The organism is Persephonella marina EX-H1 (assembly GCF_000021565.1).
Classification (GTDB): Bacteria; Aquificota; Aquificia; order Aquificales; family Hydrogenothermaceae; genus Persephonella; species Persephonella marina.
In genome coordinates this window covers 1,146,397-1,171,568 of record NC_012440.1, presented here as the reverse complement: position 1 = coordinate 1,171,568, position 25,172 = coordinate 1,146,397, and the positions used below count along the sequence as shown (strand labels likewise).

38 protein-coding genes are annotated in these 25,172 nt (G+C 37.1%); 12 read left to right on the top strand and 26 right to left on the bottom strand.

Going from position 1 to position 25,172, the window contains the following annotated elements:
* The first annotated feature begins 5 nt into the window (after positions 1-5).
* From PERMA_RS06165 to lepA, 4 genes are all read left to right on the top strand, one after another.
* Positions 6-266, top strand: a complete 261-nt coding sequence (locus PERMA_RS06165) for a hypothetical protein (protein WP_012675897.1) — start codon at positions 6-8, stop codon at positions 264-266.
* On the top strand, positions 267-644 hold the full coding sequence (locus PERMA_RS06160) for a hypothetical protein (protein ID WP_012675253.1): 378 nt from the start codon (positions 267-269) through the stop codon (positions 642-644).
* Positions 644-1,126, top strand: a complete 483-nt coding sequence (locus PERMA_RS06155; RefSeq protein ID WP_012676144.1) for a TlpA family protein disulfide reductase — start codon at positions 644-646, stop codon at positions 1,124-1,126. The genes PERMA_RS06160 and PERMA_RS06155 overlap by 1 nt, the downstream gene beginning before the upstream one ends.
* A gap of 61 nt (positions 1,127-1,187) precedes the next feature.
* The gene (gene lepA, locus PERMA_RS06150) at positions 1,188-2,990 is read left to right on the top strand and encodes a translation elongation factor 4 (RefSeq protein WP_012675771.1); all 1,803 of its coding nucleotides are present in this window, start codon (positions 1,188-1,190) and stop codon (positions 2,988-2,990) included.
* Positions 2,991-3,000: 10 nt separating this feature from the next.
* Here lepA and PERMA_RS06145 read toward each other — a convergent pair whose 3' ends face one another.
* Positions 3,001-4,002, bottom strand: coding sequence for an anthranilate phosphoribosyltransferase (locus tag PERMA_RS06145; RefSeq protein WP_012676718.1), 1,002 nt, complete (start codon positions 4,000-4,002; stop codon positions 3,001-3,003).
* Positions 4,003-4,080: 78 nt separating this feature from the next.
* Between PERMA_RS06145 and PERMA_RS06140 the strand changes: the two genes are divergently transcribed.
* From PERMA_RS06140 to PERMA_RS10525, 4 genes are all read left to right on the top strand, one after another.
* A complete protein-coding gene (locus tag PERMA_RS06140) occupies positions 4,081-5,022 on the top strand; it encodes a biotin--[acetyl-CoA-carboxylase] ligase (RefSeq protein WP_012676090.1) in 942 nt (313 codons plus the stop codon).
* A 135-nt stretch (positions 5,023-5,157) separates the two neighbouring features.
* On the top strand, positions 5,158-5,493 hold the full coding sequence (locus tag PERMA_RS06135; RefSeq protein WP_012676938.1) for an iron-sulfur cluster assembly scaffold protein: 336 nt from the start codon (positions 5,158-5,160) through the stop codon (positions 5,491-5,493).
* A gap of 65 nt (positions 5,494-5,558) precedes the next feature.
* Positions 5,559-6,512, top strand: a complete 954-nt coding sequence (locus PERMA_RS06130; protein WP_012676373.1) for an ABC transporter substrate-binding protein — start codon at positions 5,559-5,561, stop codon at positions 6,510-6,512.
* Positions 6,512-8,575, top strand: a complete 2,064-nt coding sequence (locus tag PERMA_RS10525; protein ID WP_012675306.1) for a putative bifunctional diguanylate cyclase/phosphodiesterase — start codon at positions 6,512-6,514, stop codon at positions 8,573-8,575. The genes PERMA_RS06130 and PERMA_RS10525 overlap by 1 nt, the downstream gene beginning before the upstream one ends.
* A gap of 1 nt (position 8,576) precedes the next feature.
* On the opposite strand, the gene PERMA_RS10765 is transcribed toward PERMA_RS10525, so the two are convergent.
* Positions 8,577-8,753 carry a hypothetical protein gene (locus PERMA_RS10765; RefSeq protein WP_012676597.1) on the bottom strand — a complete coding sequence of 59 codons (177 nt, stop codon included), beginning with the start codon at positions 8,751-8,753 and terminating at the stop codon, positions 8,577-8,579.
* 53 nt (positions 8,754-8,806) lie between these two features.
* Here PERMA_RS10765 and PERMA_RS06120 point away from each other — a divergent pair, with 53 nt between their 5' ends.
* Positions 8,807-9,553 carry a PP2C family protein-serine/threonine phosphatase gene (locus tag PERMA_RS06120; RefSeq protein WP_015898880.1) on the top strand — a complete coding sequence of 249 codons (747 nt, stop codon included), beginning with the start codon at positions 8,807-8,809 and terminating at the stop codon, positions 9,551-9,553.
* Here PERMA_RS06120 and PERMA_RS06115 read toward each other — a convergent pair.
* From PERMA_RS06115 to PERMA_RS06105, 3 genes are read right to left on the bottom strand one after another with little or no spacing between them, the layout of a single operon-like run.
* Positions 9,550-10,515 (bottom strand): D-2-hydroxyacid dehydrogenase, encoded by a 966-nt coding sequence (locus tag PERMA_RS06115; RefSeq protein WP_012675479.1) that lies wholly within the window; start codon positions 10,513-10,515, stop codon positions 9,550-9,552. The genes PERMA_RS06120 and PERMA_RS06115 overlap by 4 nt on opposite strands.
* 4 nt (positions 10,516-10,519) lie before the next feature.
* Positions 10,520-10,753 carry a hypothetical protein gene (locus PERMA_RS06110; protein WP_012675917.1) on the bottom strand — a complete coding sequence of 78 codons (234 nt, stop codon included), beginning with the start codon at positions 10,751-10,753 and terminating at the stop codon, positions 10,520-10,522.
* Positions 10,750-11,883: an aminotransferase class I/II-fold pyridoxal phosphate-dependent enzyme gene (locus PERMA_RS06105; RefSeq protein WP_012675970.1), complete on the bottom strand. Its 1,134-nt coding sequence runs from the start codon at positions 11,881-11,883 to the stop codon at positions 10,750-10,752. The genes PERMA_RS06110 and PERMA_RS06105 overlap by 4 nt, the downstream gene beginning before the upstream one ends.
* 111 nt (positions 11,884-11,994) lie before the next feature.
* Between PERMA_RS06105 and PERMA_RS06100 the strand changes: the two genes are divergently transcribed.
* Genes PERMA_RS06100 through PERMA_RS06090 form a run of 3 tightly spaced genes read left to right on the top strand, consistent with a single transcriptional unit; the run spans position 11,995 to position 14,830 of the window.
* Positions 11,995-12,903, top strand: coding sequence for a branched-chain amino acid transaminase (locus tag PERMA_RS06100; RefSeq protein WP_015898939.1), 909 nt, complete (start codon positions 11,995-11,997; stop codon positions 12,901-12,903).
* A complete protein-coding gene (locus PERMA_RS06095) occupies positions 12,900-13,910 on the top strand; it encodes a hypothetical protein (RefSeq protein ID WP_012676248.1) in 1,011 nt (336 codons plus the stop codon). The genes PERMA_RS06100 and PERMA_RS06095 overlap by 4 nt, the downstream gene beginning before the upstream one ends.
* Entirely contained in the window at positions 13,907-14,830 is a 924-nt protein-coding gene (locus tag PERMA_RS06090) for a hypothetical protein (RefSeq protein ID WP_012675972.1), read from the top strand. Before PERMA_RS06095 ends, PERMA_RS06090 begins: the two co-directional genes overlap by 4 nt.
* Here PERMA_RS06090 and PERMA_RS06085 read toward each other — a convergent pair.
* From PERMA_RS06085 to rplN, 21 genes are read right to left on the bottom strand one after another with little or no spacing between them, the layout of a single operon-like run.
* Positions 14,800-15,102 carry a YggT family protein gene (locus PERMA_RS06085; RefSeq protein WP_012675398.1) on the bottom strand — a complete coding sequence of 101 codons (303 nt, stop codon included), beginning with the start codon at positions 15,100-15,102 and terminating at the stop codon, positions 14,800-14,802. The genes PERMA_RS06090 and PERMA_RS06085 overlap by 31 nt on opposite strands.
* 2 nt (positions 15,103-15,104) lie before the next feature.
* Positions 15,105-15,479, bottom strand: coding sequence for a 50S ribosomal protein L17 (rplQ, locus tag PERMA_RS06080; protein ID WP_015898945.1), 375 nt, complete (start codon positions 15,477-15,479; stop codon positions 15,105-15,107).
* Positions 15,480-15,492: 13 nt separating this feature from the next.
* Positions 15,493-16,467, bottom strand: a complete 975-nt coding sequence (locus PERMA_RS06075) for a DNA-directed RNA polymerase subunit alpha (RefSeq protein WP_012676627.1) — start codon at positions 16,465-16,467, stop codon at positions 15,493-15,495.
* Positions 16,468-16,508: 41 nt separating this feature from the next.
* Complete coding sequence (gene rpsD / locus PERMA_RS06070; protein ID WP_012675427.1) at positions 16,509-17,126, bottom strand: 30S ribosomal protein S4; 618 nt, start codon at positions 17,124-17,126, stop codon at positions 16,509-16,511.
* 3 nt (positions 17,127-17,129) lie between these two features.
* Positions 17,130-17,519: a 30S ribosomal protein S11 gene (rpsK, locus tag PERMA_RS06065; protein ID WP_012676274.1), complete on the bottom strand. Its 390-nt coding sequence runs from the start codon at positions 17,517-17,519 to the stop codon at positions 17,130-17,132.
* A 23-nt stretch (positions 17,520-17,542) separates the two neighbouring features.
* A complete protein-coding gene (rpsM, locus tag PERMA_RS06060) occupies positions 17,543-17,893 on the bottom strand; it encodes a 30S ribosomal protein S13 (protein WP_012675262.1) in 351 nt (116 codons plus the stop codon).
* 13 nt (positions 17,894-17,906) lie between these two features.
* Entirely contained in the window at positions 17,907-18,020 is a 114-nt protein-coding gene (rpmJ, locus tag PERMA_RS06055) for a 50S ribosomal protein L36 (protein ID WP_015898998.1), read from the bottom strand.
* Between the two features lie 9 nt (positions 18,021-18,029).
* Positions 18,030-18,266: a translation initiation factor IF-1 gene (infA, locus tag PERMA_RS06050; RefSeq protein WP_012676039.1), complete on the bottom strand. Its 237-nt coding sequence runs from the start codon at positions 18,264-18,266 to the stop codon at positions 18,030-18,032.
* 10 nt (positions 18,267-18,276) lie between these two features.
* Positions 18,277-19,038, bottom strand: coding sequence for a type I methionyl aminopeptidase (gene map / locus PERMA_RS06045; protein ID WP_012676818.1), 762 nt, complete (start codon positions 19,036-19,038; stop codon positions 18,277-18,279).
* A 12-nt stretch (positions 19,039-19,050) separates the two neighbouring features.
* Positions 19,051-19,671 (bottom strand): adenylate kinase, encoded by a 621-nt coding sequence (locus tag PERMA_RS06040; RefSeq protein ID WP_012675745.1) that lies wholly within the window; start codon positions 19,669-19,671, stop codon positions 19,051-19,053.
* A 2-nt stretch (positions 19,672-19,673) separates the two neighbouring features.
* On the bottom strand, positions 19,674-20,966 hold the full coding sequence (secY, locus tag PERMA_RS06035; RefSeq protein ID WP_012675275.1) for a preprotein translocase subunit SecY: 1,293 nt from the start codon (positions 20,964-20,966) through the stop codon (positions 19,674-19,676).
* A gap of 25 nt (positions 20,967-20,991) precedes the next feature.
* Positions 20,992-21,438 (bottom strand): 50S ribosomal protein L15, encoded by a 447-nt coding sequence (gene rplO / locus PERMA_RS06030; protein ID WP_041531085.1) that lies wholly within the window; start codon positions 21,436-21,438, stop codon positions 20,992-20,994.
* Between the two features lie 5 nt (positions 21,439-21,443).
* A complete protein-coding gene (gene rpmD, locus PERMA_RS06025; protein ID WP_015898956.1) occupies positions 21,444-21,623 on the bottom strand; it encodes a 50S ribosomal protein L30 in 180 nt (59 codons plus the stop codon).
* Positions 21,624-21,634: 11 nt separating this feature from the next.
* Positions 21,635-22,219: a 30S ribosomal protein S5 gene (gene rpsE / locus PERMA_RS06020; protein ID WP_012675211.1), complete on the bottom strand. Its 585-nt coding sequence runs from the start codon at positions 22,217-22,219 to the stop codon at positions 21,635-21,637.
* Between the two features lie 11 nt (positions 22,220-22,230).
* Positions 22,231-22,602 carry a 50S ribosomal protein L18 gene (gene rplR / locus PERMA_RS06015; RefSeq protein WP_012676563.1) on the bottom strand — a complete coding sequence of 124 codons (372 nt, stop codon included), beginning with the start codon at positions 22,600-22,602 and terminating at the stop codon, positions 22,231-22,233.
* A 22-nt stretch (positions 22,603-22,624) separates the two neighbouring features.
* A complete protein-coding gene (gene rplF / locus PERMA_RS06010; RefSeq protein ID WP_012675662.1) occupies positions 22,625-23,164 on the bottom strand; it encodes a 50S ribosomal protein L6 in 540 nt (179 codons plus the stop codon).
* A 32-nt stretch (positions 23,165-23,196) separates the two neighbouring features.
* The gene (gene rpsH, locus PERMA_RS06005) at positions 23,197-23,607 is read right to left on the bottom strand and encodes a 30S ribosomal protein S8 (RefSeq protein ID WP_012676783.1); all 411 of its coding nucleotides are present in this window, start codon (positions 23,605-23,607) and stop codon (positions 23,197-23,199) included.
* 11 nt (positions 23,608-23,618) lie between these two features.
* Positions 23,619-23,807, bottom strand: coding sequence for a type Z 30S ribosomal protein S14 (locus tag PERMA_RS06000; protein WP_012676156.1), 189 nt, complete (start codon positions 23,805-23,807; stop codon positions 23,619-23,621).
* A gap of 15 nt (positions 23,808-23,822) precedes the next feature.
* Entirely contained in the window at positions 23,823-24,386 is a 564-nt protein-coding gene (gene rplE, locus PERMA_RS05995) for a 50S ribosomal protein L5 (RefSeq protein WP_012675271.1), read from the bottom strand.
* Between the two features lie 13 nt (positions 24,387-24,399).
* A complete protein-coding gene (rplX, locus tag PERMA_RS05990; RefSeq protein ID WP_012676362.1) occupies positions 24,400-24,765 on the bottom strand; it encodes a 50S ribosomal protein L24 in 366 nt (121 codons plus the stop codon).
* Between the two features lie 3 nt (positions 24,766-24,768).
* Positions 24,769-25,149: a 50S ribosomal protein L14 gene (rplN, locus tag PERMA_RS05985; protein WP_012676327.1), complete on the bottom strand. Its 381-nt coding sequence runs from the start codon at positions 25,147-25,149 to the stop codon at positions 24,769-24,771.
* Positions 25,150-25,172: the final 23 nt, after the last annotated feature.

The following is a 25,172-nucleotide window of genomic DNA, read 5'->3' as shown; positions in this document are numbered from 1 at the left end:
AAGTTATGACAAAAGAAGAAAAACAAAAGGTTGATGAGATAGTGATGAAAACCTTTACATTAGCATATGAGCTTGGGACTAATCTAGATGAGCTTCATAGAATGGTTAGAGAACTAAGATATTCTACAGATAACAAAGATCTTCAGTCTGCATTAATAAATCTGGAACATGCATTTTTTATGACAGCACAGTCCATAAATATCCTGAAGGAACAGACAAGAAATGCACTTTTTCCATTAAAAAAAGCCCATAGGTGTGAGGAGTAAATGGAAAGACTTATGCCTACAGTTTTTTTAAAGGCTTATGAGCTTATTGATGAGAACACGATGGATAAACTTCCTGATGTTGAAACCCCTCTTGTACTCGTTGAGATGGTGGAGGATTTCAAGGAAAACACATTCTGGGTTAAGATCAGAAATGTCTGGACCCTTATAGGGAAGATACCACCACTGGTACCATCTGAAGGAGATATAGTCTTATTCAGGGAGAAAGGACAGTGGGGTTTATTTAAATATCTTGGTGAAGAGGAAGACAGAGTTGTTCTGCGAGATGGGAGAGATGAAAGAACAACAAGAGTTCCAAAAGATGTGATAGAATCTCTGGAACTTTTTGGAAAGGTCATCAGGGTTCAGGAAAAGGTATGATGAGAAAAATCTTTTTCTTTCTGATAGTTTTACCTTTTTTTATACTTTCCTGTGAAAAGAAAGATCATGAAAATAACAGGGATCTCCACAGATATACTCTTGTTGATAAAGATGGAAATCCCGTTCCACTCCCTGAAGATAAACTCATAGTCCTTAACTTTATGGCTTACTCATGTTCTGCCTGTATGGAAGAGATACCTGTTATGAAAAAGGTTATTCAGGAAAAAAAGTACAGGGACAGATTCCAGATAATCGCTATGGTGATAGATTCTGATAAAGGAGATCTCTCAGATCCTGTATTTCCGATATATCCAAATCATAAACAGAACTTTGTCAGATTTCCCGTTCCGGGAACACCAACAACATACATAATCACTCCAGAAGGAAAAAAACTTGTAACAATATACGGAGCTGTAACTGAGGAAAACTTCAGAAAGTATCTAGATGAAGCACTTGAGAAATCTAAAAAGATCCTAAATTAGTATGTAAAACCCTAAAAATATTATAATTTTATCTTCTAAAAACTTTTTTATGAGGTAATGTATGAGCAGAAGAATGGAACATATAAGGAACTTCTCAATAATAGCACACGTAGACCACGGAAAATCAACACTTGCAGACAGACTTATGGAGTTTACAGGAGCTGTTGAGGAGAGGGAAAAGAAGGATCAGCTTTTAGACACACTTGATATAGAAAGGGAAAGGGGAATCACCATAAAGCTTCAGGCTGTAAGGCTTAACTACAAAGCAAAAGATGGACAGGAGTACACACTCCACCTGATAGACACACCGGGACACGTTGATTTTGGTTACGAGGTTTCAAGATCATTAACAGCATGTGAGGGGGCTCTACTGCTTATTGATGCGACACAGGGTATTGAAGCCCAGACGATAGCCACATTCTGGCAGGCATTAGAGCAGGATCTTGAGATCATACCTGTAATAAACAAGATAGATCTTCCATCTGCAGATGTTGAGAGGATAAAGGAACAGATAGCTGATGTTCTCGGACTTGATCCCGACGAGGCTATCCTCGCATCTGGAAAAGCCGGTATAGGAATACAGGACATACTTGAAGCTATAGTAAACAAAATTCCCCCACCAGAAGGTGAGGAAGATAAGCCTTTAAAAGCTTTAATATTTGATTCCTACTACGATCCTTACAGAGGGGCCGTTGCTTTTGTAAGGATATTTGATGGAGAGGTTAAAAAAGGTACAAAGATAAAACTTATGTCAACAGGTAAAGAGTTTGAGGTTACAGAGGTTGGTGCACAGACACCTCAGATGACACAGCTTGATAGCCTGAGAGCCGGTGATGTTGGCTATATTGCAGCTGCTATAAAAGATGTTAGAGATATCAGGATAGGTGATACGATCACAGATGCAAAAAATCCTACAGATCAGCCTGTTCCCGGTTTTAGACCGGCAAAACCTATGGTCTATGCAGGGCTCTACCCAACAGGTTCAACTCTGTTTGAGGATCTGAGGGATGCCCTTGAGAAATACTCAATAAATGATGCAGCCATAACATACGAGATGGAAAGCTCTCCAGCACTTGGTCTTGGTTTCAGATGCGGATTTTTAGGACTTCTCCATATGGAGATCGTTCAGGAAAGACTTGAGAGAGAGTACGATATAGAGCTTATAACAACAGCTCCAAACGTTATATACAAAGTGATCACAAAGAAGGGAGAAGAGCTTGAGGTAAGAAACCCATCACAGATGCCAGATCCTTCACAGATAGATAAGATACTTGAGCCTTATATAGAAGCAAACATTATCACCCCTAACGATTATGTAGGGGCAATAATGCAGCTTGTTCAGGATAAGAGAGGAATACAGAGATCTTTTGAGTACATAGACAAAAAAACGGTTCTCCTCAGATACGACATACCAATGGCTGAAGTTCTGTTTGATTTCCACGACAAGCTTAAAACAGCAACAAGGGGATATGCATCATTTGATTATGAGTTTAAAGATTACAGACCCGGTTATCTTGTTAAGATGGATATAAAGATAAATGGTGAGATCGTTGATGCCCTCTCATTCATTGTCCACAGAGATAAAGCCTACAGGGTGGGAAGAAATATTGTTGACAAGATGAGAGAGGTAATACCAAGACAGCTCTTTGAGGTAAGGATTCAGGCTGTTATAGGATCAAAGGTTGTAGCATCTGCGAGGGTAGCACCACTGAGAAAAGATGTTCTCGCAAAATGTTACGGTGGAGATATAACAAGGAAGAAAAAGCTTCTTGAGAAACAGAAAAAGGGTAAGAAGAGAATGAAACAGCTTGGAAAGGTGGAACTTCCTCAGGAGGCATTTCTCAGTATTCTAAAAGCAGAGTAAAGGGAAGGTCTTAACCTTCCCCTGTTATCTGGGCGTATATCTTAAATTTCTCGTAAGCCTTTCCTGATCTTAAACTCTCTTCAGATAATGATACAGCCTCATCTAAATTTTCAGTAATTCCGTAAGCCATCAGCAGTATACCTGAGGTCAGCAATGCAAAATTTGTATACTTTCTGTCCTCATTTTTCAGTATTGATAAACATATCTTTGCGTTCTCTTCAGGTGGTATCTTTCTCAGTATAAACTCTTTAACTATACCTTCAGGATATACAACGATACTTTTATCATTTAATGATATCTTTGTCTCATGGTTTGGGAATGGTTCAACACCACCTTCAAGACTTTTGAAAGCAGTAATCCTTTTAAAACCTGCAAACCTTCCAATCTCAAAATATTTGAATATGTAAGGTGGGTGTGAAACACCTGTGATAACCTTATCTGTCCTGAATGGGTTTAACATCCTCTCTATCGTATTGTGGTAAGTTCTAAGTCCAAACTCCCTTCTTTTTGGAAGGATACTGTAAAGCTTTTTATTGAATAATCTCTGATGGTAAAAGCCAAAGCCTGCATTTTCAAGTGTTTTTAGTACTGTATCTTTATTTTCAGGGGTTTTACACCCCATAAACTCAAGTATTTTGTGGTATGGGATACCGTATTTCGCAGGGACATCCTCAGATCCATGTCCTGATATGTAAGCACCAGCCCCAGAAGCTATAAATATGGAAGCAGGAAGTATATGGACTGTTCTGTTTTTACCATCATAATTTATAGCTATATCCAGTGGCTTTATTCCTGTTTCTATAAAATCGTTGTTCTCCATATTCGCCTTTAAAAAACCTTTAAGCTCCTCAATTGATGCATATTTATATCTGATAACAGACCAGAAAGCTCCTGTCTGGATGTCTGTAGCTCTGCCGTCAAGTATCATCTTTTCAGCTTCATAAGCCTGATTTAAAGTAAGATCCTTCGCACCTTTCTTTCCTATCCCGATTATCTTCAGATACTCTATCATTAAAACCTCCTTTTGTATGCTTTCTACAGGTTTATATTTTATAACAATTAAATTATAACCAGATGGTAAAATATACCTATGGACAGAACAGATCAGATAATTTTGGAACAGATAGAAGACAAAACCGTATCTGGAGAAAAACTTTCAAAATTAACGGGAATCTCAAGGGTTGCCGTCTGGAAAAGGATCAAAAAACTGGAAGATCTTGGATACAGAATAAAACACAGCTCCGAAGGTTACAGGCTGATTGAGAGAACCCCCTATCTTCTCCCAGTTGAGATAAAAAGAGCATTAAAAACTGGGTATATAGGAAAAAATTACATATTTTTTGACCAGATTGACTCAACAAACATGTACGCAAAATCAAATGATCTTCCTGATGGAACTGTAGTACTTGCAGAGAATCAGACAAAAGGAAAAGGAAGAAAAGGGAGAAGATGGATATCGTCTAAAGGAAAGGGACTGTATTTCTCAATAGTTATAAAAAGAAATTACCCTCTGAATGATCTTATGAAGCTCTCACTTCTTTTTCCCTACGCTGTAAAAGAAGCCATTAAAGATTATTTAGAAAACCAGATAAAGATAAAATGGCCTAACGATCTTTACATAAATAACAGGAAGTTTGCAGGATTCCTTATTGAAACAGAGATTGAAGGAAATGAGATAAACAGGATCATAGCAGGTATAGGTATAAATATAAACAACGAGCCTGAAGAGTTCGGTGATATAAAAGATACAGCAACATCATTAAAGATTGAGGAAGGTAAAACATTCTGCAGAAAAGAGTTATTTTGCAGAGTACTGGAAACAATTGAAAAAAGTCTTGATAAATTCAGCAGTCTTGATCTTACAGATGAGATAGAAAAAGATCTCTTATGGAAAGGAGAGAACATCCGTATATTAGATGAGGGTATTGAAGGAAGACTGATAGGTCTTGACAGGTCTGGAGGGCTAAAAGTACTGACAGAAAAAGGAGTTTTAACGGTATACTCTGGAGATATATCTGTAAGAAAGATATAAATGCAGGTGCTGTACAAGGACGGTATGCCGTCCAGGAGCGCGGGTGTACACCCTCAGCACCTGCGATAAAAATCTAATATTTAACTGTCAGTTCGTCAACTCCCGTCCGAAAATAAAATAAAAAGGAGAAGTAAGATGAAAGTATCTGAATACCACAAAAAGGGTTTAAAGAACTTTGCAGAGGAAAAGCCTGAAGGATATGAAATATTAGGATCGGCTAAAGAAGGAGCTCACAGAGTTGAGATATACATACTGGAAGAAGACGGAAAAATAAAAGATGCAAAGTTCAGCTCATCTAAAAGATGTAAAAAACTTATGGCTATAGCAGACTTTGTGACAGAAAAGATAAAAGGGCAGAGCTTAAATAGTATAAACGTCAGTGATGAGGAGATCCTTAAATTTTTTGAAGAGGAAAAGGAAAAAGACAAGATGTTAAACAGACTGAATATCGTTAAAAAAACCTTCAGTTGATTTATATCTAATAAATAATAATAATATTTATTATAAAAGCATACTTATTATTAAAATGGACTGTTATGAAAAGAGCTGTAATTCCAATAATTTTTATTTTCATCCTAATTCAGGGATGCAGTAAAGAAGATCCAGAATACCTGAAAATAGGTACAAACCTGTGGCCCGGATACGAGCCTTTATACCTTGCAAGGGAGTTAGGTTTTTTCCGTAATAAAAATATTCATCTTGTTGAGTACTCATCTGCATCACAGGTTTTAAGAGCCTACAGAAACGGGATAATAAACGGGGCAGCACTGACACTTGATGAGGTCTTACTCCTGAGAAGCTATGGTTTTAACCCTGAGATAATTCTTGTCCTTGATGTCTCAAATGGTGCAGATGTTATTATTGCAAAACCCTATATAAGGGGGTTGAAAGATCTGAAAGGAAAAAGGATAGGAGTTGAAAACTCTGCCTTAGGTGCTTATATGCTATCAAGAGCACTGGAAAGAGCAGGTCTTACATACAGAGATATAAAAATAGTTCCTTTAGAGATAGATGAACATTACAGAGCTTTTATTAAAAACAAGGTTGATGCTGTAGTCACATTTGAACCTGTTAAAAGCAAACTGCTGAGAAGAGGTGGAAGAATTATCTTTGACAGTTCACAGATACCTAACGAGATAGTTGATGTTCTTGTTGTTGAGGAAGTATATATTAAAAAATATCCTGATGTTGTTCAGGAAGTTGTGAAAGGCTGGTTTAAGGCCCTTAAATTCTGGGAAGGAAATCCCGATAAAGCTATAACTGTTATGGCGAAAAGGGAAGGTCTAACACCAGAACAGTTAAAAAATGCCTTTAACGGGATAAAAATCCCGGATATTAAGGAAAATCTAACTTTAATAGATAGAAAAAATCCTGAACTCAGACAGGTTGCCTATAAATTATTGACTGTAATGAGAACTAACGAACTTATAGGCGAAGGGTTTATAAATATAGATTCCCTTTTCAACGGCAGATTTATAGAGGATAAATAATGTTTTTAGAAAGGGTTTTTGTTTTATTTCCGATAAGAATCGCCTTTCCACTTGTTCTTTTTTTAGTTTTTCTTGTTGTCTCTCTATTTGAAGGTTACTTTGAGAAAAAACATGCCTACAGACAGATAGAACAGGATCACAAAAAGAGGGTGTGTAATTTAGCAGGAAGACTTCAGGAGTTATCTGAGTATTTCATAAATAAAAAAGATGTCTCTTTTATAGAAAGAAGGATAGCAGATATCTCGGCAGACCAGTTTTTTGATGAGATATTTATATCAGATCCTGAAGGCAAGATACTCGTATCATCAAAAAAGAAGTTCAGAGGTGAGGAGTTTAGATCTGTTATTAAAAAAGTTATAGGAAAATCCTTAAATGATCTCTCATTTATTGATCATCTCAGGAAAAAACCTAAGATGAGATGTTTTATCTCACCTGACAGAAATAAGATAATAGCAATATCTCCAGTTTTATTTCCAAAAGAAAAAAAGATAAGGCCATCAAATATCGGTTTTCTCTTTATGATCTACGATCTGAAAGGAATGAAAGAGGAACACAGGAAGGATATCATCTCCCAGCTTTTAAGTGAATCTGGTGTAATGCTTATTCTTCTTGGAATTATATACCTTTTCTTTAGCAAGCTTATAGGTGAAAGAATAGAAAGGCTGTTTAACTCTGTCCAGGAGATAAGCAGAGGAAATTTAGATGTTAATGTAAGACTTTACGGGAACGATGAGTTCGCCGTCATAGCAAGGGTTATAGACAACCTTGTGAAAAGATTAAAAAGATTTATAAGGTATGATTATCTGACAGGAATTTTCAACAGATTTGCCCTTGAAAACCAGATTAAGGAGATGTTAAAAAACTCACCGGAAGATGCAAAAAACATTCTGATATTCATGGATATAGACAACTTTAAGGAGATTAATGACACCTTCGGTCATAATGTTGGTGATCTCGTTCTGAGAATATTCGCAAAAAGATTAAAAAATACCGTAAAGGAAGGGATTGTTGGGAGACTGGGGGGAGATGAGTTTCTCATATTTATACAGGATAGAGGCAGGTTAGATATTAATAGCCTTTTAGATAAATGGATGAGAGTTTTAAGCTCATCATACAAACTGAAAAACAATATTATTGATATATCTGTCACAGCCGGTGTTTCTATCCATGAAGGTAAAAGAGGTGATTTTTACAAACTTCTAAAAGAGAGTGATATCGCCCTTTACTACGGTAAAAAGCAGGGAAAGAATATGTTTATCATCTTTAACGACCAGATCAAGATCAAAGAAGAAAAGAGAATCAAACTTACAAATCTTATGAAACATGCACTGGAAAAGAAAGAGTTCTATCTTGTATACCAGCCTATATACGACATAAATACAGAAAAGATTGTATCTGTTGAAGCACTTCTTAGATGGAAAAATGCCGAAGGTGAACATATACCACCTTCTGATTTCATACCTATTTTAGAAGAGACAGGTCTTATAAAAGAAGTGGGAAGATGGGTGATAGAGGAGGTCTGTAAACAGTTAAAGAGATGGAACAGTTTAGGAATAAAAGATATAACTATCTCAGTGAATATAGATATACAGCAGATACTTGAAGAGAATTTTGTAAAAACTGTTGAGAGTATAATCTCAAAGGAATGTAAAACCTTTTCATCACTAAAATTTGAGATAACTGAAAGTGAGGCTATGAAATTTCCTGAGACGGTTATTCAGACCCTGAAAAATTTAAACAGTATCGGAATAGAGATATCTATTGACGATTTTGGAACAGGATACTCATCATTAAGTTATCTTAAAACAATGCCTGTTGCATACATAAAGATAGATAGATCTTTTATCAAAGACCTTCCTGAAGACAAAGACGACAGAATATTAACAAAAGCTATAGTAGAACTGTCTAAAAATTTTGGATATAAAGTTATAGCCGAAGGTGTTGAGACTGAAGAACAGCTTATATACCTGAAAGAGATTAAGTGTGATATGGTTCAGGGTTTTTATTTCTGCAGACCTTTACCTGCCGATGAGCTGGAAGGTTTACTCAAAAATCAGCTGTAAATCAGGCGTATATTGAAACCTTTTTTCCTTCTATAACAGGTTTTTCTGTTTGAGACTGCTGTGTCTGAGTATTATCCTGTCTGTTTGTCTGGAGATTCTGCTGAACAAGCATATCAACAAGCTGTTTCTGCAGCTCTAAAATACTCTTATAAGCCTGTAGTCCATTTTCCACTTTCATATTGATCCTCCTTATATTTAATATAAGGCAAATTACCTGACAGGCAAAGGAAAATGTACAGGATACTTTACTATACAGACAGAGGCTTGAGAAACTACCAGCAGGACTGCCTTTATATTGATGGTAAGGTAGTTCAGTCTGAAAGTATGGGATCTCCTGAATACACAGAAAAAGATAAAGATGATATTCTTGTTGCCATCTGTGATGGTATGGGAGGCCTCTCCAGCGGGGATATAGCGAGCAGATCTGTGTGCGAGAGTTTAGGTAAATTAAAAATACCATTCAGTGTAGAAGGGGTTTATAAAGCACTTTACAGAATACAGTTAGATTTTATGAAACTTAATATTTTCAATAGTGGAACAACCGTAGCAGGTGTTTATATGAATGGAAGTAAAAGTATCATATTCAACGCAGGTGACAGTAGGGTTTATAAGATAACAGACAGGGAGATAATATATCTCTCACACGACCACAGTTATGTCCAGCAGCTTGTTGATAAAGGGATTATAAGCTACAGAGAAGCATTTTACAGTCCTTACAGACATTATGTTGAGTTTGGTATTGGGGATATTTTTATGGAAGACTGGGAAAGAGGTGTAAAACCCTACATAAAAAATGACTATCTTGAGAAGGATCAGTTCTATTTTATCTGCACAGACGGTGTGAATGATACATTAAAAGATGAGGAGATATTTCAGATCCTTCATCCTGATCCTTTCAAAAATGCAGAAGATCTCATAAAAGAGCTTGACAGAAGAAAAGAGGATAACTACTCCTTCATAATACTCAGTTACTCTTAAAAAACAAGATCAACCCTGTTTCTCTCCTTCCCATTCAAAAATGCCCTTATATTTTCAGCTATCTCCTGAATAAGCCTTTTCCTTGCCTCAATACTTGTCCATGCTATATGAGGTGTTATTAGAAGCCTGTCCCTGTTTTTAATCGAGAGAAGAGGACTGTAAGGATCAATAGGTTCCTTTTCAAGAACATCAAGACCAGCACCTGATATAAGACCTTCATCTAAAGCCCTGGCAAGATCTTCCTCGTTCACTATCCCCCCTCTCCCTAAATTAAGGAGGATAGCGGACGGCTTCATAAGACTGATCTTATCATAGGTTATAAGATTCCTAGTCTTCTCATTTAAAGGGGCGTGTATTGAGACTATATCTGAAGTTTTTAGGAGTTCATCAAGGGGATACTCTCTGTACCTTTCTTCCCTTTTAACACCTGATGTTGAGTGGTATATAACATCACACCCGAAAGATTCAGCAACCTGACCAACCCTTCTTCCTATAGTCCCAAGCCCTATAATCCCCCATCTCTTTCCATTTATCTCTGAAAAAGGTCTCCCAAGATGTGTAAATATATCACTCTCAGCATACTGACCGGATTTTACATAATCATCATAATATCTTAGCTGTTCAAGTATATAAAAAAGCATAGCAAATGTGTGCTGAACAACACTCTCCGTTGAATAACCTGCAACATTGGTTACAGCTATACCCTTCTCCTTTGCATAAAGGATATCAACATTGTTTGTTCCTGTTGCAGCAACACATATAAGCTTAAGATCCCTTGCGTAATCTATAACTTCTCTGTCAATAATAACCTTGTTTGTGATGATAATATCGGCATCATAAACCCTGTCAAAAACCTCAGAACCTTTCGTTGTAGGATAGGCTATAAAATCCCCAAAAGCTTCAAAAACCGAAAGATCTATATCATCTCCAACTGTCTTTGCATCAAGGAAAACTATCTTCATACCATCACCTGTTGTAAAGATCCTCTAAAAGAGCTATTTCTATCTTGTTTTTTAAAGATTTTAATGATTTTACAAAATATCTTTCAGCCTGTTTCTGGATCTCATCCATCTTTCCGGAAAATACTATCTTCTCATCACCTTTATAAACAGTCATAACGTATATATCCTTCTCCCTGTCATATTCCAGTATAGCCTTTATACCTTTACCTGAACTGAACTCTTCAATAAGCTCCCTCATAATTTATCCCTCAACTCTTTGAGTGTATCTATCAAATAATCTATATCTTCCTTAGAATGTCTGTAAGAAATAGTAATTCTCAACCTTGAGCTGCCCTCAGGAACGGTAGGAGGTCTTATTGCCTGTATGAATATACCTTTTTCTACAAGCAGATCCCTAAGGCGGACAGCCTTATCTTCCTTTCCAATCATAAGTGAAAGAATAGGCGTTCCTCTATACTCAATATTATACCCAAGTTTTTTCAAATTTTCGGCTAAATATTCAGACTGTTTTAAGATATACTCCCTTCTAAATGGCTGTGATACCATGATTTTGAGATTATTCAATGATATAAAATTCTGGATAGGTGATAGTGCTGTTGAGAATATAACAGTTCTCATTCTGTTTATAAGAAAATCAATAACAGTTCTGCTTCCACAGACAAAAGCACCGTAACTTCCCACAGCTTTAGATAGTGTCCCCATCTGAATAATGTTCTCATCAGGTTTCATACCGTAATGAAATATTGTTCCCTTTCCATTTCCTAAAATTCCTGTAGAATGGGCGTCATCCAGTATGACAACAGCGCCATATCTGTCAGCTAAGAATTTGAGATCAGGAAAGTTAACTGTATCACCTTCCATACTGAAAACACCATCTGTAACTATAAATCTTTTTCCCCTACCGGAACTCTTTTTAAGCTTATCCTCAAGATCATTCATATCGTTATGTCTGTAAATAACCTTTTCTGCTCTTGACAGTCTTATACCGTCAATAATGGAAGCATGGTTAAACTGGTCGCTGAATACGATATCACCTTCCTCTGTCAACGCCTGAATAAGACCTGTATTTGCGAGATATCCACTTCCCAAAACTATACAGTCCTCTGACTCTTTAAATTCAGATAAAAAATCCTCAAGCTCTTTCTGGATACTCTTATAGCCTGATACAAGCTGTGATGCACCGCTTCCAAGTGAGAGTTTTTCTATATTTTCACAAAGTACCTTTTTTGTCTCTTCACAGTCCTTAAGCCCAAGATAATCATTTGATGAAAAATCAATAAGATTTTCTGGTACTATAAACCTTTTTCTGTAAAGTCCTTTTCTTTTTATATCTTCCAGCCTGCTTTCAAGATAACCATTAAAATCCATGAGAAACTCCGTATATTTGTTAACAACTAAAATAATATACTAATGTGAAAAACTGTATAAAGTTAATGTTAAAATATTTTAATTAAATTCTTACCACCGGAGGCTAACTGAATGGAATATATCTACTTTGAAGGTAAGATAGTCCCTGAAGATCAGGCAAAGATAAGCATAAAAACAAACTCTTTCCATTACGGAACAGCTATATTTGAAGGTATAAGAGCTTACTATGATAAAGATACTGACAGGATGTGGGGACTGTTCTTTAAAGAGCATTACGAAAGGCTTTTCCAGAATATGAAAGTTCTGAATATGGAGATAGAGGAGAGTATAGACCAGCTTGTTGAGATAACAAAGGAGCTTATAAGAAAAAACAATATAAAGGATGATATATACATAAGACCTATAGTTTATTTCTCGGATCTTAAAATAAGTCCTAAACTTGTAGGATACAAATCAAGGATAGCTATATACACATATCCACTTGGAGATTATATAGATATAAACAAGGGGATAAAAGCTATTGTCTCATCATGGACAAGGATAAACGATAATATGATACCACCAAGATTGAAGGTTGCAGGATCTTACGTAAACAGTGCATTCTCAAAAACAGAAGCTATACTGGCAGGGGCAGATGAGGCTATAGTTCTGAACAAAAACGGGTATGTATCGGAAGGTTCAGCTGAAAACATATTTATCGTTAGAGATGGAAAGCTGATAACACCTCCTGTATCAGATGATATACTTGAGGGAATAACAAGAAATGCTATCATCACCATAGCAAAAGATCTCGGATATCAGGTTATAGAGAGACATATATCAAGAACAGAGCTTTACATAGCCGATGAGATATTCTTCTGTGGAACAGGTGCTCAGGTATCCCCTGTCGTTGAGGTTGATCACAGAAAGATAGGGGATGGATCTCCAGGAAAGATAACAAAGGAGATACAGGAAGTTTACTTTAATGCTGTAAGAGGAAAGATAGAAAAATACAGACACTGGGTGATTCCTATAGATTGAAACTAAACAGGTATATATACAACAGCATAAAAAAGAGGTTCCAGAACCTGGATATAATAGAGGAGAGTGTAAAAGCAGGTCACAGCTACATAAAAAGGTCTGAGATAATCTTTGAAAATAAAAAGATAAAAGGCGTACCTGTCTCTACAGGTTATATTGGAAAGGGTATCATTGAAGGGAGGGTTTACAGTATAGAAAATCTGACACCTTCAGTTATTTTCCAGGAAAATCTTAAAGGAAAGATAATATACATAAAGAATGTTGAAAAACCTGAAAAGCTAAGATATCTCCTTCCTTTAAAACCTGAAGCTGTTATCATAAACAGGGAGTTTAAAAGACCTCTCTTTATTGAAGAATTTCCTGTTATATACATTCCCAGCTTAATCAGGGATGGTGAGATAAAGATACAGCTCAATACAAAAAAGACAGAGGAAAGTGTTAAAAATATCTACTTTGATATAGGTTACGGTGCCTACTTTCTTTTCCTGGTCTTTCCTTACGACAGCAGATACCAGACAAAAGACAGTATTGATTTTTACGGAAGCTTTCAGGTAACAAAGGAGATAATAAGGAGACTTCTTGAGGTTAAGAAACCTTCAGGATACAGGATAAGGGTTTTATTTTCTGATCACAAATACACAGGATACAGACCTTTAAAGGAACATATAAAAAAGATAGACAGTGATCTAATTCTTTCCATCATAAATACAGAAAATTCAGGGCTCGGAAATGAAAAACTTATTATAAAAACAGACAGAAATATCATTGACAGTTTCCATTTTGAGAGGATAAAACATCTTTTAGGAAAGCTAAATCTCCCGTTAAAAACAGACAGACTTGAGGCTTTTTACTTCCCTGACTTTAAAGTTCCTGTTGTCTGGTTCTCATCTCAGCCGAATAATAATATATATACACTTAAAAAGGAGTTTTTAAACAGGGAGCTTATTGATAGGTTCGCATCAAACCTGTTTTATATAATGAATAATCTTTACAAGGAAATAGGTTGATAATATACCACATATTAGTAAGGCTTTTTATTACAACAGGCGTTATAGCTGCTCTATACATAGGGAATATAGAGTACAAAACAGCTTTAACAATACTTTCTGTAATATACCTTTTCCTGCATATCCTGACAAACTTTCCAGAGGATAAAGAGATATCAAGGTATATCTCTCTGATTATAGATGTATCATTCCTCACATTTATGATATATATGACAGGTCTTTCATACCTTGCGGTTTTTATCCTCCCTGTATTCTCTGATTTCTTATACTCAAAGAAGGATATGTTCATTTACACAGTCCTTGCAACAGTTCCTGTTGGAACATCACTTTATATATCAAACTTCTCAGAATTTCTATTTATCCCACTTATACTAGGTGGTATGGCTGGAATGGTAAAACTGAGACAGCATTTCTTCCAGAAAGAGAGATATTTCAGACAGCAGAAAGATGAGATGGAAAATCTTTATCTCAAAAATATAGCCTATGAGGAAAAGATAGATCAGTATGCAAGGCTTTTTTCTATAATTGAAAGTCTGCAGAAACTTAAAGACGGGAAGCTTGTTTTTCAGGGATGGCTTTACGAGATAAATGAGATACTATCCGCTGACGGTGTAGCATTTTTTGATTTTAATGAGAGAAAATGTATAAGCACAGGTGAGATAAAGTGTGAGAAAGAGATCCTCAAATATGTAACAGATCCTATACAGGAGTTTGAGGAAAGTCCTGTAAATGAGCTTCTCGGATCTGATTATGTTGTTACCGTTCTTATTGAAGATGGTGAATCAATATCAGGTGTTCTTATAATCTCATACAGATTTAAAACCGAAAGAAGAGAAGAGATCTACAGGGTGATACTTGATTATCTCAGATGCTACCTGAAGGAGAGATCTCAGTATCTCAGCCTCACAGCAAGCTCGTGAAGTGAGTTAACAAGGAAGTACTGGAGAAATATGATAACAGCTATCACAACTAACGGTGCTATATCTATACCACCAAAGTATGTTGGTATAAACTTTCTTATCTTTCTGTAAACAGGTTCTGTAGCTCCCCTTAAAAATCTTACAATTGGATTGTACGGATCAGGATTTATCCATGTGATAAGTGCTGATATTATAACGATCCACATATAAACAGTAAGGGCGATGTCCAGTATTCTGGCCACCGCCTCTATGAAATTTGCGATTATAAACATGGCTACTCTTTGTCTGGATGTTCAACAAACTCAATTATAGCCATCTGGGCATCATCACCTCTTCTTCTCTTGTCAAGCTTGTATATCCTTGTGTAACCGCCGTTTCTCTCCTTAAGAAGAGGTGCTATCTCTTTAAAGAGCTTTGTTGCTGCCTTTGTGTTATTTCTAAGTCTTGCGTTAAGGAGTCTTCTTGCTGCTACTGTCTCCTTCTTTGCAAGCGTTACAAGCTTTTCAACAAAAGGTCTTAAAGCTTTAGCCTTCTGAACTGTTGTCTCTATCTTTCCGTGTTCTATTAAAGCAATAGCAAGGTTAACAAAAAGAGCTTCTCTCTGCTCCTTAGGTCTATGAAAGCTTTTAGTTTTTACTCTATGTCTCATTCCTCTCTACCTCTTAATCTTTTTTAGTTGGTGATGGAGCAAGTTCAAGTCCAAGCTCAGCAAGAGCTTCCTTTATCTCTTTAAGTGCTTTTCTTCCTATACTTTTTGCCTCTTTTAGATCCTCTTCAGTCATCTTAACGAGGTCACCTATTGTCTGGATACCAAGCTTCTTGAGAGTATTTGTTGCCCTTGATGATATCTCAAGCTCCTCTATAGCAAGAGATAGCTTATCAGCCTCTATCTTCTCAGCTATACTTTCAGGCTCAGCCTTCTTTATAACCTCAACCTTTCTTACAGTTGGGTTAAGGAGAAGCTGGAAATGTTCTATAAGAATATTTGTAGCCTTTGTTAATGCTTCTTCAGGTGTTATACTTCCGTCTGTTGTAACCTCAAGTATAAGTTTGTCGTAGTTAGTCTTTTCACCAACCCTTGTAGGTTCAACATAAAAAGTGCATTTCTTTATAGGTGAGAAAGCTGTATCAATTGGTATCCATCCTATCTCCGTAGGAGGTTCCATCTCCTCAACCATCACATAACCACGGCCTTTCTCTATCTTGAGCTCCATTCTAAGCTCTATCTCTTTATCAACGGTAGCTATATGAACATCCGGATTTACTATCTTTATCCCTGCAGGAACTTTTATATCCTTTGCTGTAACCTCACCTGTTCCTTTAAACTCAAGAATGGCAAAATCACTATCAATTCCTTCATCCATCTTGAACTTTATCTGTTTTAGGTTGAGTATTATCTCAGATACATCCTCTATCACACCTTCTATAGTTGTGAATTCATGTGCAACACCGTGTATCTTAACAGCTGTTACAGCTCCACCTTCAAGTGAAGAGAGAAGAACTCTTCTTAACGCATTTCCAAGTGTTATACCGTATCCTCTTTCAAGAGGTTCAACATAAAGTCTTCCAAAACTTTCCGTTTTGGAACTTTCATCCCAGTATATCTTGCTTGGTGTTATAAACTCTAAAAAAGGCATAGGCTATTTTACCTCCATAAATCTGGGATTTTTCCCGTTTATTACATTGAGTAGAACTCAATAATAAGCTGAACGTTAACAGGTATCTCAAGCTCTATCTCTTGAGGTATCTCCAGCACCTTACCTCTGAAGTTCTCCTTGTCAAGTTCAAGCCAGTTAGGAATACTTCTTGGATCCCTGCTTTCAAGGTTTTCCTTAAACAATGGTGAATTTCTACTCTTTTCTCTAAGCTCTATAATATCTCCAGGATCAACCCTGTAAGATGGTATATCAACCTTTCTACCGTTAACAAGGAAATGACCGTGTCTCACAAGCTGTCTTGCCTGTCTTCTTGTTTTTGCGAAACCAAGTCTGTAAACAACATTATCAAGTCTTCTCTCTAAAAGCTGGAGAAGTATCTGACCTGTGTTACCTGCAGATCTTGCAGCCTCATCAAAGTACCTTTTAAACTGCTTCTCTCTAATTCCGCCGTAAAGATATCTTAATTTCTGTTTTTCCTGTAATCTGATAGCATAATCTGAAAGCTTTACTTTTCTTCCCTGAACCCTTCCGTGCTGTCCAGGAGGAAAGTTTCTCTTCTGGAAAGCCTTTAAGCTTCCACCTACAAAAACACCTAATCTTCTACTTACCTTTGTTAACGGACCTAAATATCTACCCATATATTAAACCCTCCTTTTGCTTGGTGGACGACAACCGTTGTGAGGTATAGGAGTTACATCCTTAATGACCTTTATATTAAGTCCTACAGCCTGAATAGTTTTTATAGCTGTCTCTCTACCTGCACCTGGACCTTTAACCCAGACCTCAATATCTTTCATACCAAACTCATCCATAGCTCTTTTTGCAGCCTTCTCAGCAGCCTTCTGAGCAGCGTAAGGTGTGGACTTTCTTGTTCCCTTAAACCCTTCCGTTCCACCTGAAGCCCAGGTAAGAACATTACCCTCTTTATCAGTTATAGTCACGATCGTATTGTTGAATGTAGCCTGTATATGAGCAATTCCGTATGGAACCGTTCTTTTAACTTTTTTTGTAGTTCTTCTTCTTCTTGCCATGATACCTCCATCTAATTAAAAAGTTATCTTCTCTTTCTACCACGTCTTGTTTTTGCGTTAGTTTTTGTTCTCTGTCCTCTAACAGGAAGGCCAAGTCTGTGTCTGATTCCTCTGTAACATCCCATATCCATCAGTCTCTTTATATTTACAGCAACTTCTCTTCTGAGATCACCTTCCACCTTGTAGTTCTGTTCTATGAACTTTCTTATAGTGTTAAGCTCATCTGGAGTAAGCTCTCCAACCCTTTTCATTCCATCTATTCCGGTCTTCTCAAGAATCTCCTTAGCTCTTGTTTTACCAATACCGTATATGTATGTTAGAGCTATCTCAAGTCTCTTTCTATCAGGTAAGTCAACACCAGCTATACGAGCCATCTTATCCTCCTAATTAGCCTTGTTTTTGTTTGTGTCTTGGGTTTTCACATATAACCATAATTCTTCCGTTTCTTTTAATAATTCTGCATTTCTCACATCTTTTCTTAACAGAAGATCTTACCTTCATCTTTCCACCTCACATTCTAAAGATTATTCTACCTCTTGTTAAATCATAAGGTGAGAGCTCCACCTTAACCCTGTCTCCAGGAAGTATCCTGATAAAGTGCATCCTCATCTTACCTGAAACATGGGCAAGAACCTCATGTCCAGTATCAAGCTTCACCTTGAACATAGCATTAGGGAGTGCCTCTTCAACTGTCCCTTCAACTACAATTCCCTTTTCCTTCTGTTCCTTTTTCTTCTTCTTTCCCATTACAAACCCTTCAATCTAATTTTGAAAGTATGTCTGGACCATTTTCCGTAATAGCTACAGAATGCTCAAAATGGGCAGCAAGCGCCTTCTCCTTAGAAACAACAGTCCAGCCATCCTTCAATTTACGGTAGAAGTTCTTTCTTCTACCAAGTGTTGCCATAGGTTCTATAGCCAGAACCATCCCTGGCCTCAGCAAAACATCTTCAGCATTAGCCACACAGTTTGAAACATGAGGTTCCTCGTGTGGCTTACGCCCTATTCCATGTCCCCCGTAATCACATATAGGGGCTAGACGGTAGGCCTCCAACGTGCCTTCTATAGCAGCCGCAATATCTTTTACATTATTTCCAGGAACACATTTTTCTATTCCAGCCATTAAGGCTTTCTCAACACCTTCAAGTAGCCTCTTCTTTCTGTCGCTTATCTTGTCACCTAAGACAAAAGATATGGCAGCATCTCCGTACCAGCCATCAACAACAACACCAAAATCAAGGCTTACTATATCTCCTTCTTTTAAAACCCTATTCTTTTTTGGAACGCCGTGAACTATCTCCTCATTTATAGAAACACAGACAGCAGCTGGAAATCCATAAAGCCCTAAAAAAGCAGGTTTAACACCTCTTCTCTCACATTCTCTACGGGCTATCTCGTCTATATCAACACCTGTCATTCCAGGTTTTGTTTCTTCCTTTAAAAACTGTAAGATCTCAGCAACTATTCTGTTGCTGTATCTTAATTTTTCAATCTCTTCCTTTGTTTTGAGCTCTATCATTACAAACTAATATTATATCACAGATAGTATTTCTTTGTAAACTTCATCCGGAGATTTTGAAGCGTCAACGACGAATAATTTATTCTGATTTCTGTAATATTCAATAAGAGGAGCTGTCTGCTGGTGGTAAACTTCAAGTCTTTTTCTTATTACTTCCTCTCTATCATCCTCACGCTGTATAACCTCTACACCTTCAGGTGGTGGGTTAAATTCTATATGGTAGACCTTACCTGTTTTTGGATCTACTCTTCTTCCTGTAAGCCTTCTCAATATTTCCTCATCTGAAAGATCAAAAAGTATAACCTTATCAAGTGTTCTACCTACAGCAGGAAGCATCCTATCAAGTGCTTCAGCCTGAGGTATAGTTCTTGGAAATCCATCCAGTATGATATCCTTCCCTTCAAGCTCTTTAAGTTTTTCCTCAATTATCGCTATTATAAGATCGTCTGGAACGAGCTTCCCTGCTTCCATATACTCCTTTGCCTTTTTACCAAGCTCAGTCCCTTTTTTAACAGCTTCTCTTAAGATATCACCTGTTGAGAGTTGAACAAAACCTTTTTCCTCAACAAGCCTCTGAGCCTGTGTTCCCTTTCCTGCTCCTGGAGGTCCAAGAAATATTAATGTTTTAGCCATCCTTAACTCCTTTTCAGGAATCCTTCATATTTTTTCATGGCGAGATGAGCCTCTATCTGGTGAAGTGTATCAAGTGCAACAACAACAACGATAAGTGCTGATGTTCCACCGAAGTAGAACGGAACATTAAGCCATTTTATAAGGAACATAGGTAAGACAGCTATAGAAGCGAGGAATATAGATCCAGGGAATACTATTCTTGAAAGTACATGATTAAGATACTCAGCTGTCTGACTTCCCGCTCTTATACCTGGTATAAAAGCTCCGCTTTTTCTCAGATTATCAGCTATATCATTTGGGTTTATAAGTATAGCTGTATAGAAATATGCGAAGAATATGATCAGTCCTACATAGAATATGAAGTAAACATAGCTCTGTGGCGAGAGATAATCAACTATCATTCTCGCTATCTGGCTCTGTTCTACAAACATCTGTGCTATTGTTGCAGGGAACATTAAAAGTGCAACTGCAAATATGATCGGTATAACACCTGCAGGGTTAAGCTTGAAAGGTATGTAAGATGCTGTTGATGCTCCTATACCAACATTCCTTCTTGCATACTGTATAGGGATCCGCCTTTCAGCTTCCTGTATGTAAATGATACCTGCAACAACAACAATTATTATCGCTAAGGCAACCCCAACCTGAAATACTGTAAGATCTCCAGCTCTAAGAAGCTCGTAAGACTGGATTATCGCATTTGGTATACTGACAACGATACTTGCAAGTATCAGCATAGATATACCGTTTCCTATACCAAACTCCGTTATCTTCTCCCCAACCCACATAAGAAAAACAGTTCCTGTTGTGACGATAACGGTTGTCATAAGAACAAAGACAATAGCATTCTCAGATATCAATGCCTGACCTGTCTCAGTTTTAAGATTACTTATCCATAGGGAAAGGGCGAATGACTGAAATCCTGCTATACCAATAGTAAGATATCTTGTGTACTGTGTTATCTTCCATCTACCGTAATCACCTTCTTCCTTCTGGTATCTTTCAAGTGTAGGAATAACAGCTGTTAGAAGCTGCATTATAATAGCAGCAGAGATGTAAGGCATTATACCGAGGGCAAAAACTGATAATCTTCCTAATGCACCACCTGAGAAAAGGTTATAAATATTGAACAGAGCTCCGCCAGCAGCATTGAAATAATGCTGAAGGGCTGCAGTATCAACACCTGGAACAGGAATATGAGTTCCGAGTCTATAAAGAGCGAGCATAAGGAGAGTAAATATTATCCTCTCCCTAAGCTCTTTTATCTCCAGTACATTTTTTATTTTATCTATCAATAAAGGCCCTCTCTAATTAGGTAGATTATTCAATTATCTCACAGTTGCCACCTGCAGCTTTTATCTTCTCTACAGCAGATTTTGAGAATTTGTGAGCTTTTATATTTAAAGGTTTTGTAAGCTCTCCTTCTCCGAGTATCTTCACAGCAGATGTGCAGTGTACAAGTCTCTTTTCCTTGAGAACTTCAGGTGTTATCTCAGCGTTAGCCTCAAAAACCCTGTCAAGTGTTTTAAGATTTACTATCTCATACTCTTTTTTATTTGGATTCTTAAATCCTCTTTTAGGAACTCTCATAATAAATGGTGTCTGTCCACCTTCAAAGAATGCTGGAAGCTCACCATAACCTCTTCTTGACTTCTGTCCTTTATGTCCTCTTCCTGATGTCTTTCCGTGACCTGATCCTATACCCCTTCCAACTCTTTTCTTCTTGTGGGTTGCCCCTTCAGAAGGTTTTAACTGGTGCAGTTTTATTCCCATTACTCTACTTCCTCCACTTGTATCAGGTGTTTAACTTTATTTATATTTCCAAGAACCATAGGATTTTTCTCTAAGATTCTCTCATCATTAACCTTCTTAAGCCCAAGTGATCTGACAGCCTTTATCTGATCCTTTCTCTTTCCAGCGAGTCCTCTTACAAGTTTAACCTTTATTCTCATCTTTTCCTCCACTATTTTACTATTGGAGCTGAAGCATAAATTCTGTAGTTCTTTCTTATCTTCTCCTCATCAACACCTCTTATAGCAGCAACCTGTTCAGGAGATCTTATCTGAAGGAGTGCATCAAATACAGCTCTTACAGTGTTATTTGGGTTTGTTGTTCTTCCTATTATCTTTGTGAGAATGTCTGTAACACCAAGAAGTTCAAGAACAGGTCTTACAGGTCCTCCAGCAACAACCCCAGTACCTTTCCTTGCCGGTTTTAAAAGAACAACAGCTGACTCATACTTACCTATAACATCATGTGGTATTGTTCCCTCTATAAGAGGAACCCTTATAAGATGTTTTTTTGCATCAGCTATAGCTTTAGCTATAGAAGGTGGAACCTCATTTGCTTTTCCGTGTCCAAATCCAACATGTCCGTTCCTGTCTCCAACAACAGCAAGTGTGGAGAATGAAAATCTTCTTCCACCTTCAACTACACGTGTAGTCCTTCTGATCTCAACAACCTTTTCCTCAAGTGTAAGTTCTGCAGGGTTTATAGGTTCTATCTTCTGTCTCTCTTCAATAAGCCTTTCTATATTTTTTACTCCCATCTGACACTCCTTTAAAATTTCAGTCCTTTTTCTCTTGCTGCATCTGCAAAAGCTTTAACCTTACCGTGGTATATAAAACCACCTCTATCAAAAACAACGTTCTGAATACCTTTAGCAAGTGCCTTCTCAGCTATAAACTCACCTAACTTTTTGGCCATCTCTATATTCTTTCCGCCTCTCACACCATACTTCTCAACAAAATCTTTATCAATCGTTGAGGCACTTACGAGTGTATGTCCTGCTTCATCATCAATTATCTGTACGTACAGGTTATTTAAGCTTTTGAAAAATGCCATTCTTGGTCTTTCAGCTGTTCCAAAAACCTTTTTTCTTATTCTTTTATGTCTTATTAATCTTTTTTCCCTTCTTGTTTTTACAGCCATTCTCCATCTACCTCATCTATTTTTATTTACCAACAGATTTTCCAGCTTTCAGTTTTATAACTTCACCCTTGTATCTTATACCCTTTCCTTTGTAAGGGTCAGGTTTTCTGAAATCTCTTATCTTTGCTGCAACCTGTCCAACCTTCTGCTTGTCTATACCTGAAACCTTTATGATGTTCCCCTCAACAGCGATCTGAACACCTTCAGGTGGCTCAAAATGTATCGGGTGAGAGTAACCGAGCTGAAGCTCTATAGCTTTCCCTTTCATGTTTGCTCTGTAACCTATACCCACAATCTCAAGCTCAACTGTGAAACCTTCTGTCACACCTTTTATCATATTTGCTATTAAAGCTCTTGTTGTCCCATGAATAGCTCTCATAAAAGAGCTGTCATTAGGTCTTTCTACTTTTACCTGATTTTCTTCAACATTTATCTTCAGTTCAGGATTGAATTTGTAGGATAGCTCTCCTTTTGGTCCTTTAACTGTAACAAAGTTTCCTTCTCCTACCTTAACTTCAACCCCTTTTGGTATATCAATAGGTTTTTTACCGATCCTTGACATCTAATTTGCCTCCTTAATGGTGAGTATGTTTATTACCATACATAGCAGAGAACTTCTCCACCTACTTTCTCTTTTCTTGCTTCTGCATCTGTAAGGATACCTTTATTTGTAGAGAGGATAGCTATACCAAGTCCTTTTCTAACGTAAGGGATCTCATCAGCACCAACATACTTTCTTAAACCTGGTTTTGATACCCTTCTCAATCCTGATATTGCAGGTTTTGTATTTCTGTTATCAAGATATTTGATTTTTATTATTAATGTTCCCTGATTTCCTTTTTTATTTTCCTCAGATATTGTGTAATCCTCTATATATCCTTCTTTTTTAAGTATCTGGGCTATCTTTTCCTTTATCTTTGAGTGTGGAATGTAAACCTCACTTTTTCTTGCTGCCTGTGCATTTTTTATCCTTGCAAGCATATCTGCTATTGGATCAGTTATCATCTTTTGCCTCCTTACCAGCTCGCTTTTTTAACTCCAGGGATCTCACCTCTTAAAGCTCTCTCCCTGAAGCATATTCTACACATATCAAACTGTCTTAAATACCCCCTTGGTCTTCCACATAGAGGGCATCTTGCATGTTTTCTTGTTTTGAATTTAGGCTCTTTTAAAAATGATTTTGCCCAAAGTGCTTTACGTGCCATATTTATTAATCCTCCTTACTGAGCTCTTATAGGTAATCCAAGTAATGAAAGTAACCATCTTGCCTCTTCGTCTGTCTCTGCTGTTGTTTCTATGATAATATCCATACCTCTGATTCTATCAACCTTGTCGTAATCTATCTCAGGGAATATTATCTGTTCTGAAAGTCCAAAAGCATAGTTTCCTCTTCCGTCAAATGATTTAGGGTTAAGTCCTCTAAAATCCCTAACCCTTGGAAGAGCAACTGATATGAGTTTATCAAGAAAGTCCCACATCCTTTCCTTTCTGAGTGTCACCCTTGCACCAACAGGGAGTCCTTTTCTGAGCTTAAAACCAGCTTCAGACTTTTTAGCCCTTCTTATCTCAGGTCTCTGTCCTGTTATAGCTGTGAGATCTTCAACAGCCCTGTCAAGCTGTTTTATATCCTGAACAGCCTCACCTACACCCATATTAACAACAATCTTTTTTATCCTTGGTATCTGCATAGGTGATTTATATCCAAATCTCTCCATCAGTTTCGGTGCAACCTCTTCTTCGTACTTCTTTCTAAGTCTTGGTATATATCTTTCTGCAACAGCCATTACCTTTTACCTCTTACTTTTTTTCTTTCTCATAAATGATATCTATAGTCTCACCTGTTTTTTTGTTGTATCTCTCTTTTATCACTTTGTTTCCTTCTTCTCTTATTCTTATTCCTATTTTTACCTTTTCACCTTTTGATTCATCGTAGTAAGCAACATTAGATATATGGATAGGTCTTTCTATCTCAAAGATTCCACCTTCCCTTATACCTTCAATATGCTTCACATGTTTCTTACCAACATTAACACCTTCAACAATAACCCTTATCTTATTAGGGTTTTCATCCCTTAATATCTGCTTTATCTTTCCTATCTTTCCCTTTTCCTTACCTGCGATAACTATTACAGTGTCACCTTTTTTCAGCTTTGTTTTAACCATCTTTTATATTACCTCCGGTGCTAAAGACACTATTCTGTAGAATCCTTTAGCCCTTATCTCACGGGCAACCGGTCCTAAGATACGGGTTCCTATAGGCTCAAGGTTGTTATTTAAGAGAACCACAGCATTGTCATCAAACTTTATGTAGCTTCCATCCTCTCTGCTTACTTCCTTAGCTGTTCTTACAACAACAGCTTTGTAAACCTTTCCTTTTTTGGCAGCTCCATTTGGGAGAGCATCTTTAACAGTTACAGTGATAACATCACCAAGTGTTGCAAAGTCAGTCTGTTTTCCAAAGTTTACCTTTTTTGGTATACCTATACACTGAACCTTTTTCGCTCCTGAGTTATCAGCTGTATTTAAATATGTTCCTCTACGTATCATTTCCTACACCTCTTTTTGATTGG

Excerpts from the sequence above, each read along its gene's own strand:
- PERMA_RS06155 (WP_012676144.1), top strand. The coding sequence starts at position 644 with ATGAGAAAAATCTTTTTCTTTCTGATAGTTTTACCTTTTTTTATACTT.
- PERMA_RS06000 (WP_012676156.1), bottom strand. The coding sequence starts at position 23,807 with ATGGCACGTAAAGCACTTTGGGCAAAATCATTTTTAAAAGAGCCTAAA.
- rpmJ (WP_015898998.1), bottom strand. The coding sequence starts at position 18,020 with ATGAAGGTAAGATCTTCTGTTAAGAAAAGATGTGAGAAATGCAGAATT.
- rpsE (WP_012675211.1), bottom strand. The coding sequence starts at position 22,219 with ATGGGAGTAAAAAATATAGAAAGGCTTATTGAAGAGAGACAGAAGATA.
- PERMA_RS06140 (WP_012676090.1), top strand. The coding sequence starts at position 4,081 with ATGGACAGAACAGATCAGATAATTTTGGAACAGATAGAAGACAAAACC.
- PERMA_RS06110 (WP_012675917.1), bottom strand. The coding sequence starts at position 10,753 with ATGAGGGAGCTTATTGAAGAGTTCAGTTCAGGTAAAGGTATAAAGGCT.
- PERMA_RS06160 (WP_012675253.1), top strand. The coding sequence starts at position 267 with ATGGAAAGACTTATGCCTACAGTTTTTTTAAAGGCTTATGAGCTTATT.
- lepA (WP_012675771.1), top strand. The coding sequence starts at position 1,188 with ATGAGCAGAAGAATGGAACATATAAGGAACTTCTCAATAATAGCACAC.
- rpsK (WP_012676274.1), bottom strand. The coding sequence starts at position 17,519 with ATGGCAAGAAGAAGAAGAACTACAAAAAAAGTTAAAAGAACGGTTCCA.
- PERMA_RS06100 (WP_015898939.1), top strand. The coding sequence starts at position 11,995 with ATGGAATATATCTACTTTGAAGGTAAGATAGTCCCTGAAGATCAGGCA.
- rplX (WP_012676362.1), bottom strand. The coding sequence starts at position 24,765 with ATGGTTAAAACAAAGCTGAAAAAAGGTGACACTGTAATAGTTATCGCA.
- PERMA_RS06120 (WP_015898880.1), top strand. The coding sequence starts at position 8,807 with ATGTACAGGATACTTTACTATACAGACAGAGGCTTGAGAAACTACCAG.
- PERMA_RS06085 (WP_012675398.1), bottom strand. The coding sequence starts at position 15,102 with ATGTTTATAATCGCAAATTTCATAGAGGCGGTGGCCAGAATACTGGAC.
- PERMA_RS06130 (WP_012676373.1), top strand. The coding sequence starts at position 5,559 with ATGAAAAGAGCTGTAATTCCAATAATTTTTATTTTCATCCTAATTCAG.
- rplN (WP_012676327.1), bottom strand. The coding sequence starts at position 25,149 with ATGATACGTAGAGGAACATATTTAAATACAGCTGATAACTCAGGAGCG.
- rplE (WP_012675271.1), bottom strand. The coding sequence starts at position 24,386 with ATGGCTGTTGCAGAAAGATATATACCAAGACTTAGAAAGAAGTACGAA.
- PERMA_RS06135 (WP_012676938.1), top strand. The coding sequence starts at position 5,158 with ATGAAAGTATCTGAATACCACAAAAAGGGTTTAAAGAACTTTGCAGAG.
- rplF (WP_012675662.1), bottom strand. The coding sequence starts at position 23,164 with ATGTCAAGGATCGGTAAAAAACCTATTGATATACCAAAAGGGGTTGAA.
- PERMA_RS06115 (WP_012675479.1), bottom strand. The coding sequence starts at position 10,515 with ATGAAGATAGTTTTCCTTGATGCAAAGACAGTTGGAGATGATATAGAT.
- PERMA_RS06040 (WP_012675745.1), bottom strand. The coding sequence starts at position 19,671 with ATGGCTAAAACATTAATATTTCTTGGACCTCCAGGAGCAGGAAAGGGA.
- PERMA_RS06075 (WP_012676627.1), bottom strand. The coding sequence starts at position 16,467 with ATGCCTTTTTTAGAGTTTATAACACCAAGCAAGATATACTGGGATGAA.
- PERMA_RS10765 (WP_012676597.1), bottom strand. The coding sequence starts at position 8,753 with ATGAAAGTGGAAAATGGACTACAGGCTTATAAGAGTATTTTAGAGCTG.
- rpmD (WP_015898956.1), bottom strand. The coding sequence starts at position 21,623 with ATGAGAATAAAGGTTAAACTTGTAAGAGGACTCGCTGGAAAGAGAAAG.
- rplR (WP_012676563.1), bottom strand. The coding sequence starts at position 22,602 with ATGGCTGTAAAAACAAGAAGGGAAAAAAGATTAATAAGACATAAAAGA.
- map (WP_012676818.1), bottom strand. The coding sequence starts at position 19,038 with ATGATAGAGCTCAAAACAAAGGAAGAGATTGAAAAATTAAGATACAGC.
- PERMA_RS06165 (WP_012675897.1), top strand. The coding sequence starts at position 6 with ATGACAAAAGAAGAAAAACAAAAGGTTGATGAGATAGTGATGAAAACC.
- PERMA_RS10525 (WP_012675306.1), top strand. The coding sequence starts at position 6,512 with ATGTTTTTAGAAAGGGTTTTTGTTTTATTTCCGATAAGAATCGCCTTT.
- rpsD (WP_012675427.1), bottom strand. The coding sequence starts at position 17,126 with ATGGGTAGATATTTAGGTCCGTTAACAAAGGTAAGTAGAAGATTAGGT.
- rpsM (WP_012675262.1), bottom strand. The coding sequence starts at position 17,893 with ATGGCTCGTATAGCTGGTGTTGACTTACCTGATAGAAAGAGACTTGAG.
- rpsH (WP_012676783.1), bottom strand. The coding sequence starts at position 23,607 with ATGATAACTGATCCAATAGCAGATATGCTTGCAAGGATAAAAAATGCA.
- rplQ (WP_015898945.1), bottom strand. The coding sequence starts at position 15,479 with ATGAGACATAGAGTAAAAACTAAAAGCTTTCATAGACCTAAGGAGCAG.
- infA (WP_012676039.1), bottom strand. The coding sequence starts at position 18,266 with ATGGGAAAGAAGAAGAAAAAGGAACAGAAGGAAAAGGGAATTGTAGTT.
- PERMA_RS06145 (WP_012676718.1), bottom strand. The coding sequence starts at position 4,002 with ATGATAGAGTATCTGAAGATAATCGGGATAGGAAAGAAAGGTGCGAAG.
- PERMA_RS06105 (WP_012675970.1), bottom strand. The coding sequence starts at position 11,883 with ATGGATTTTAATGGTTATCTTGAAAGCAGGCTGGAAGATATAAAAAGA.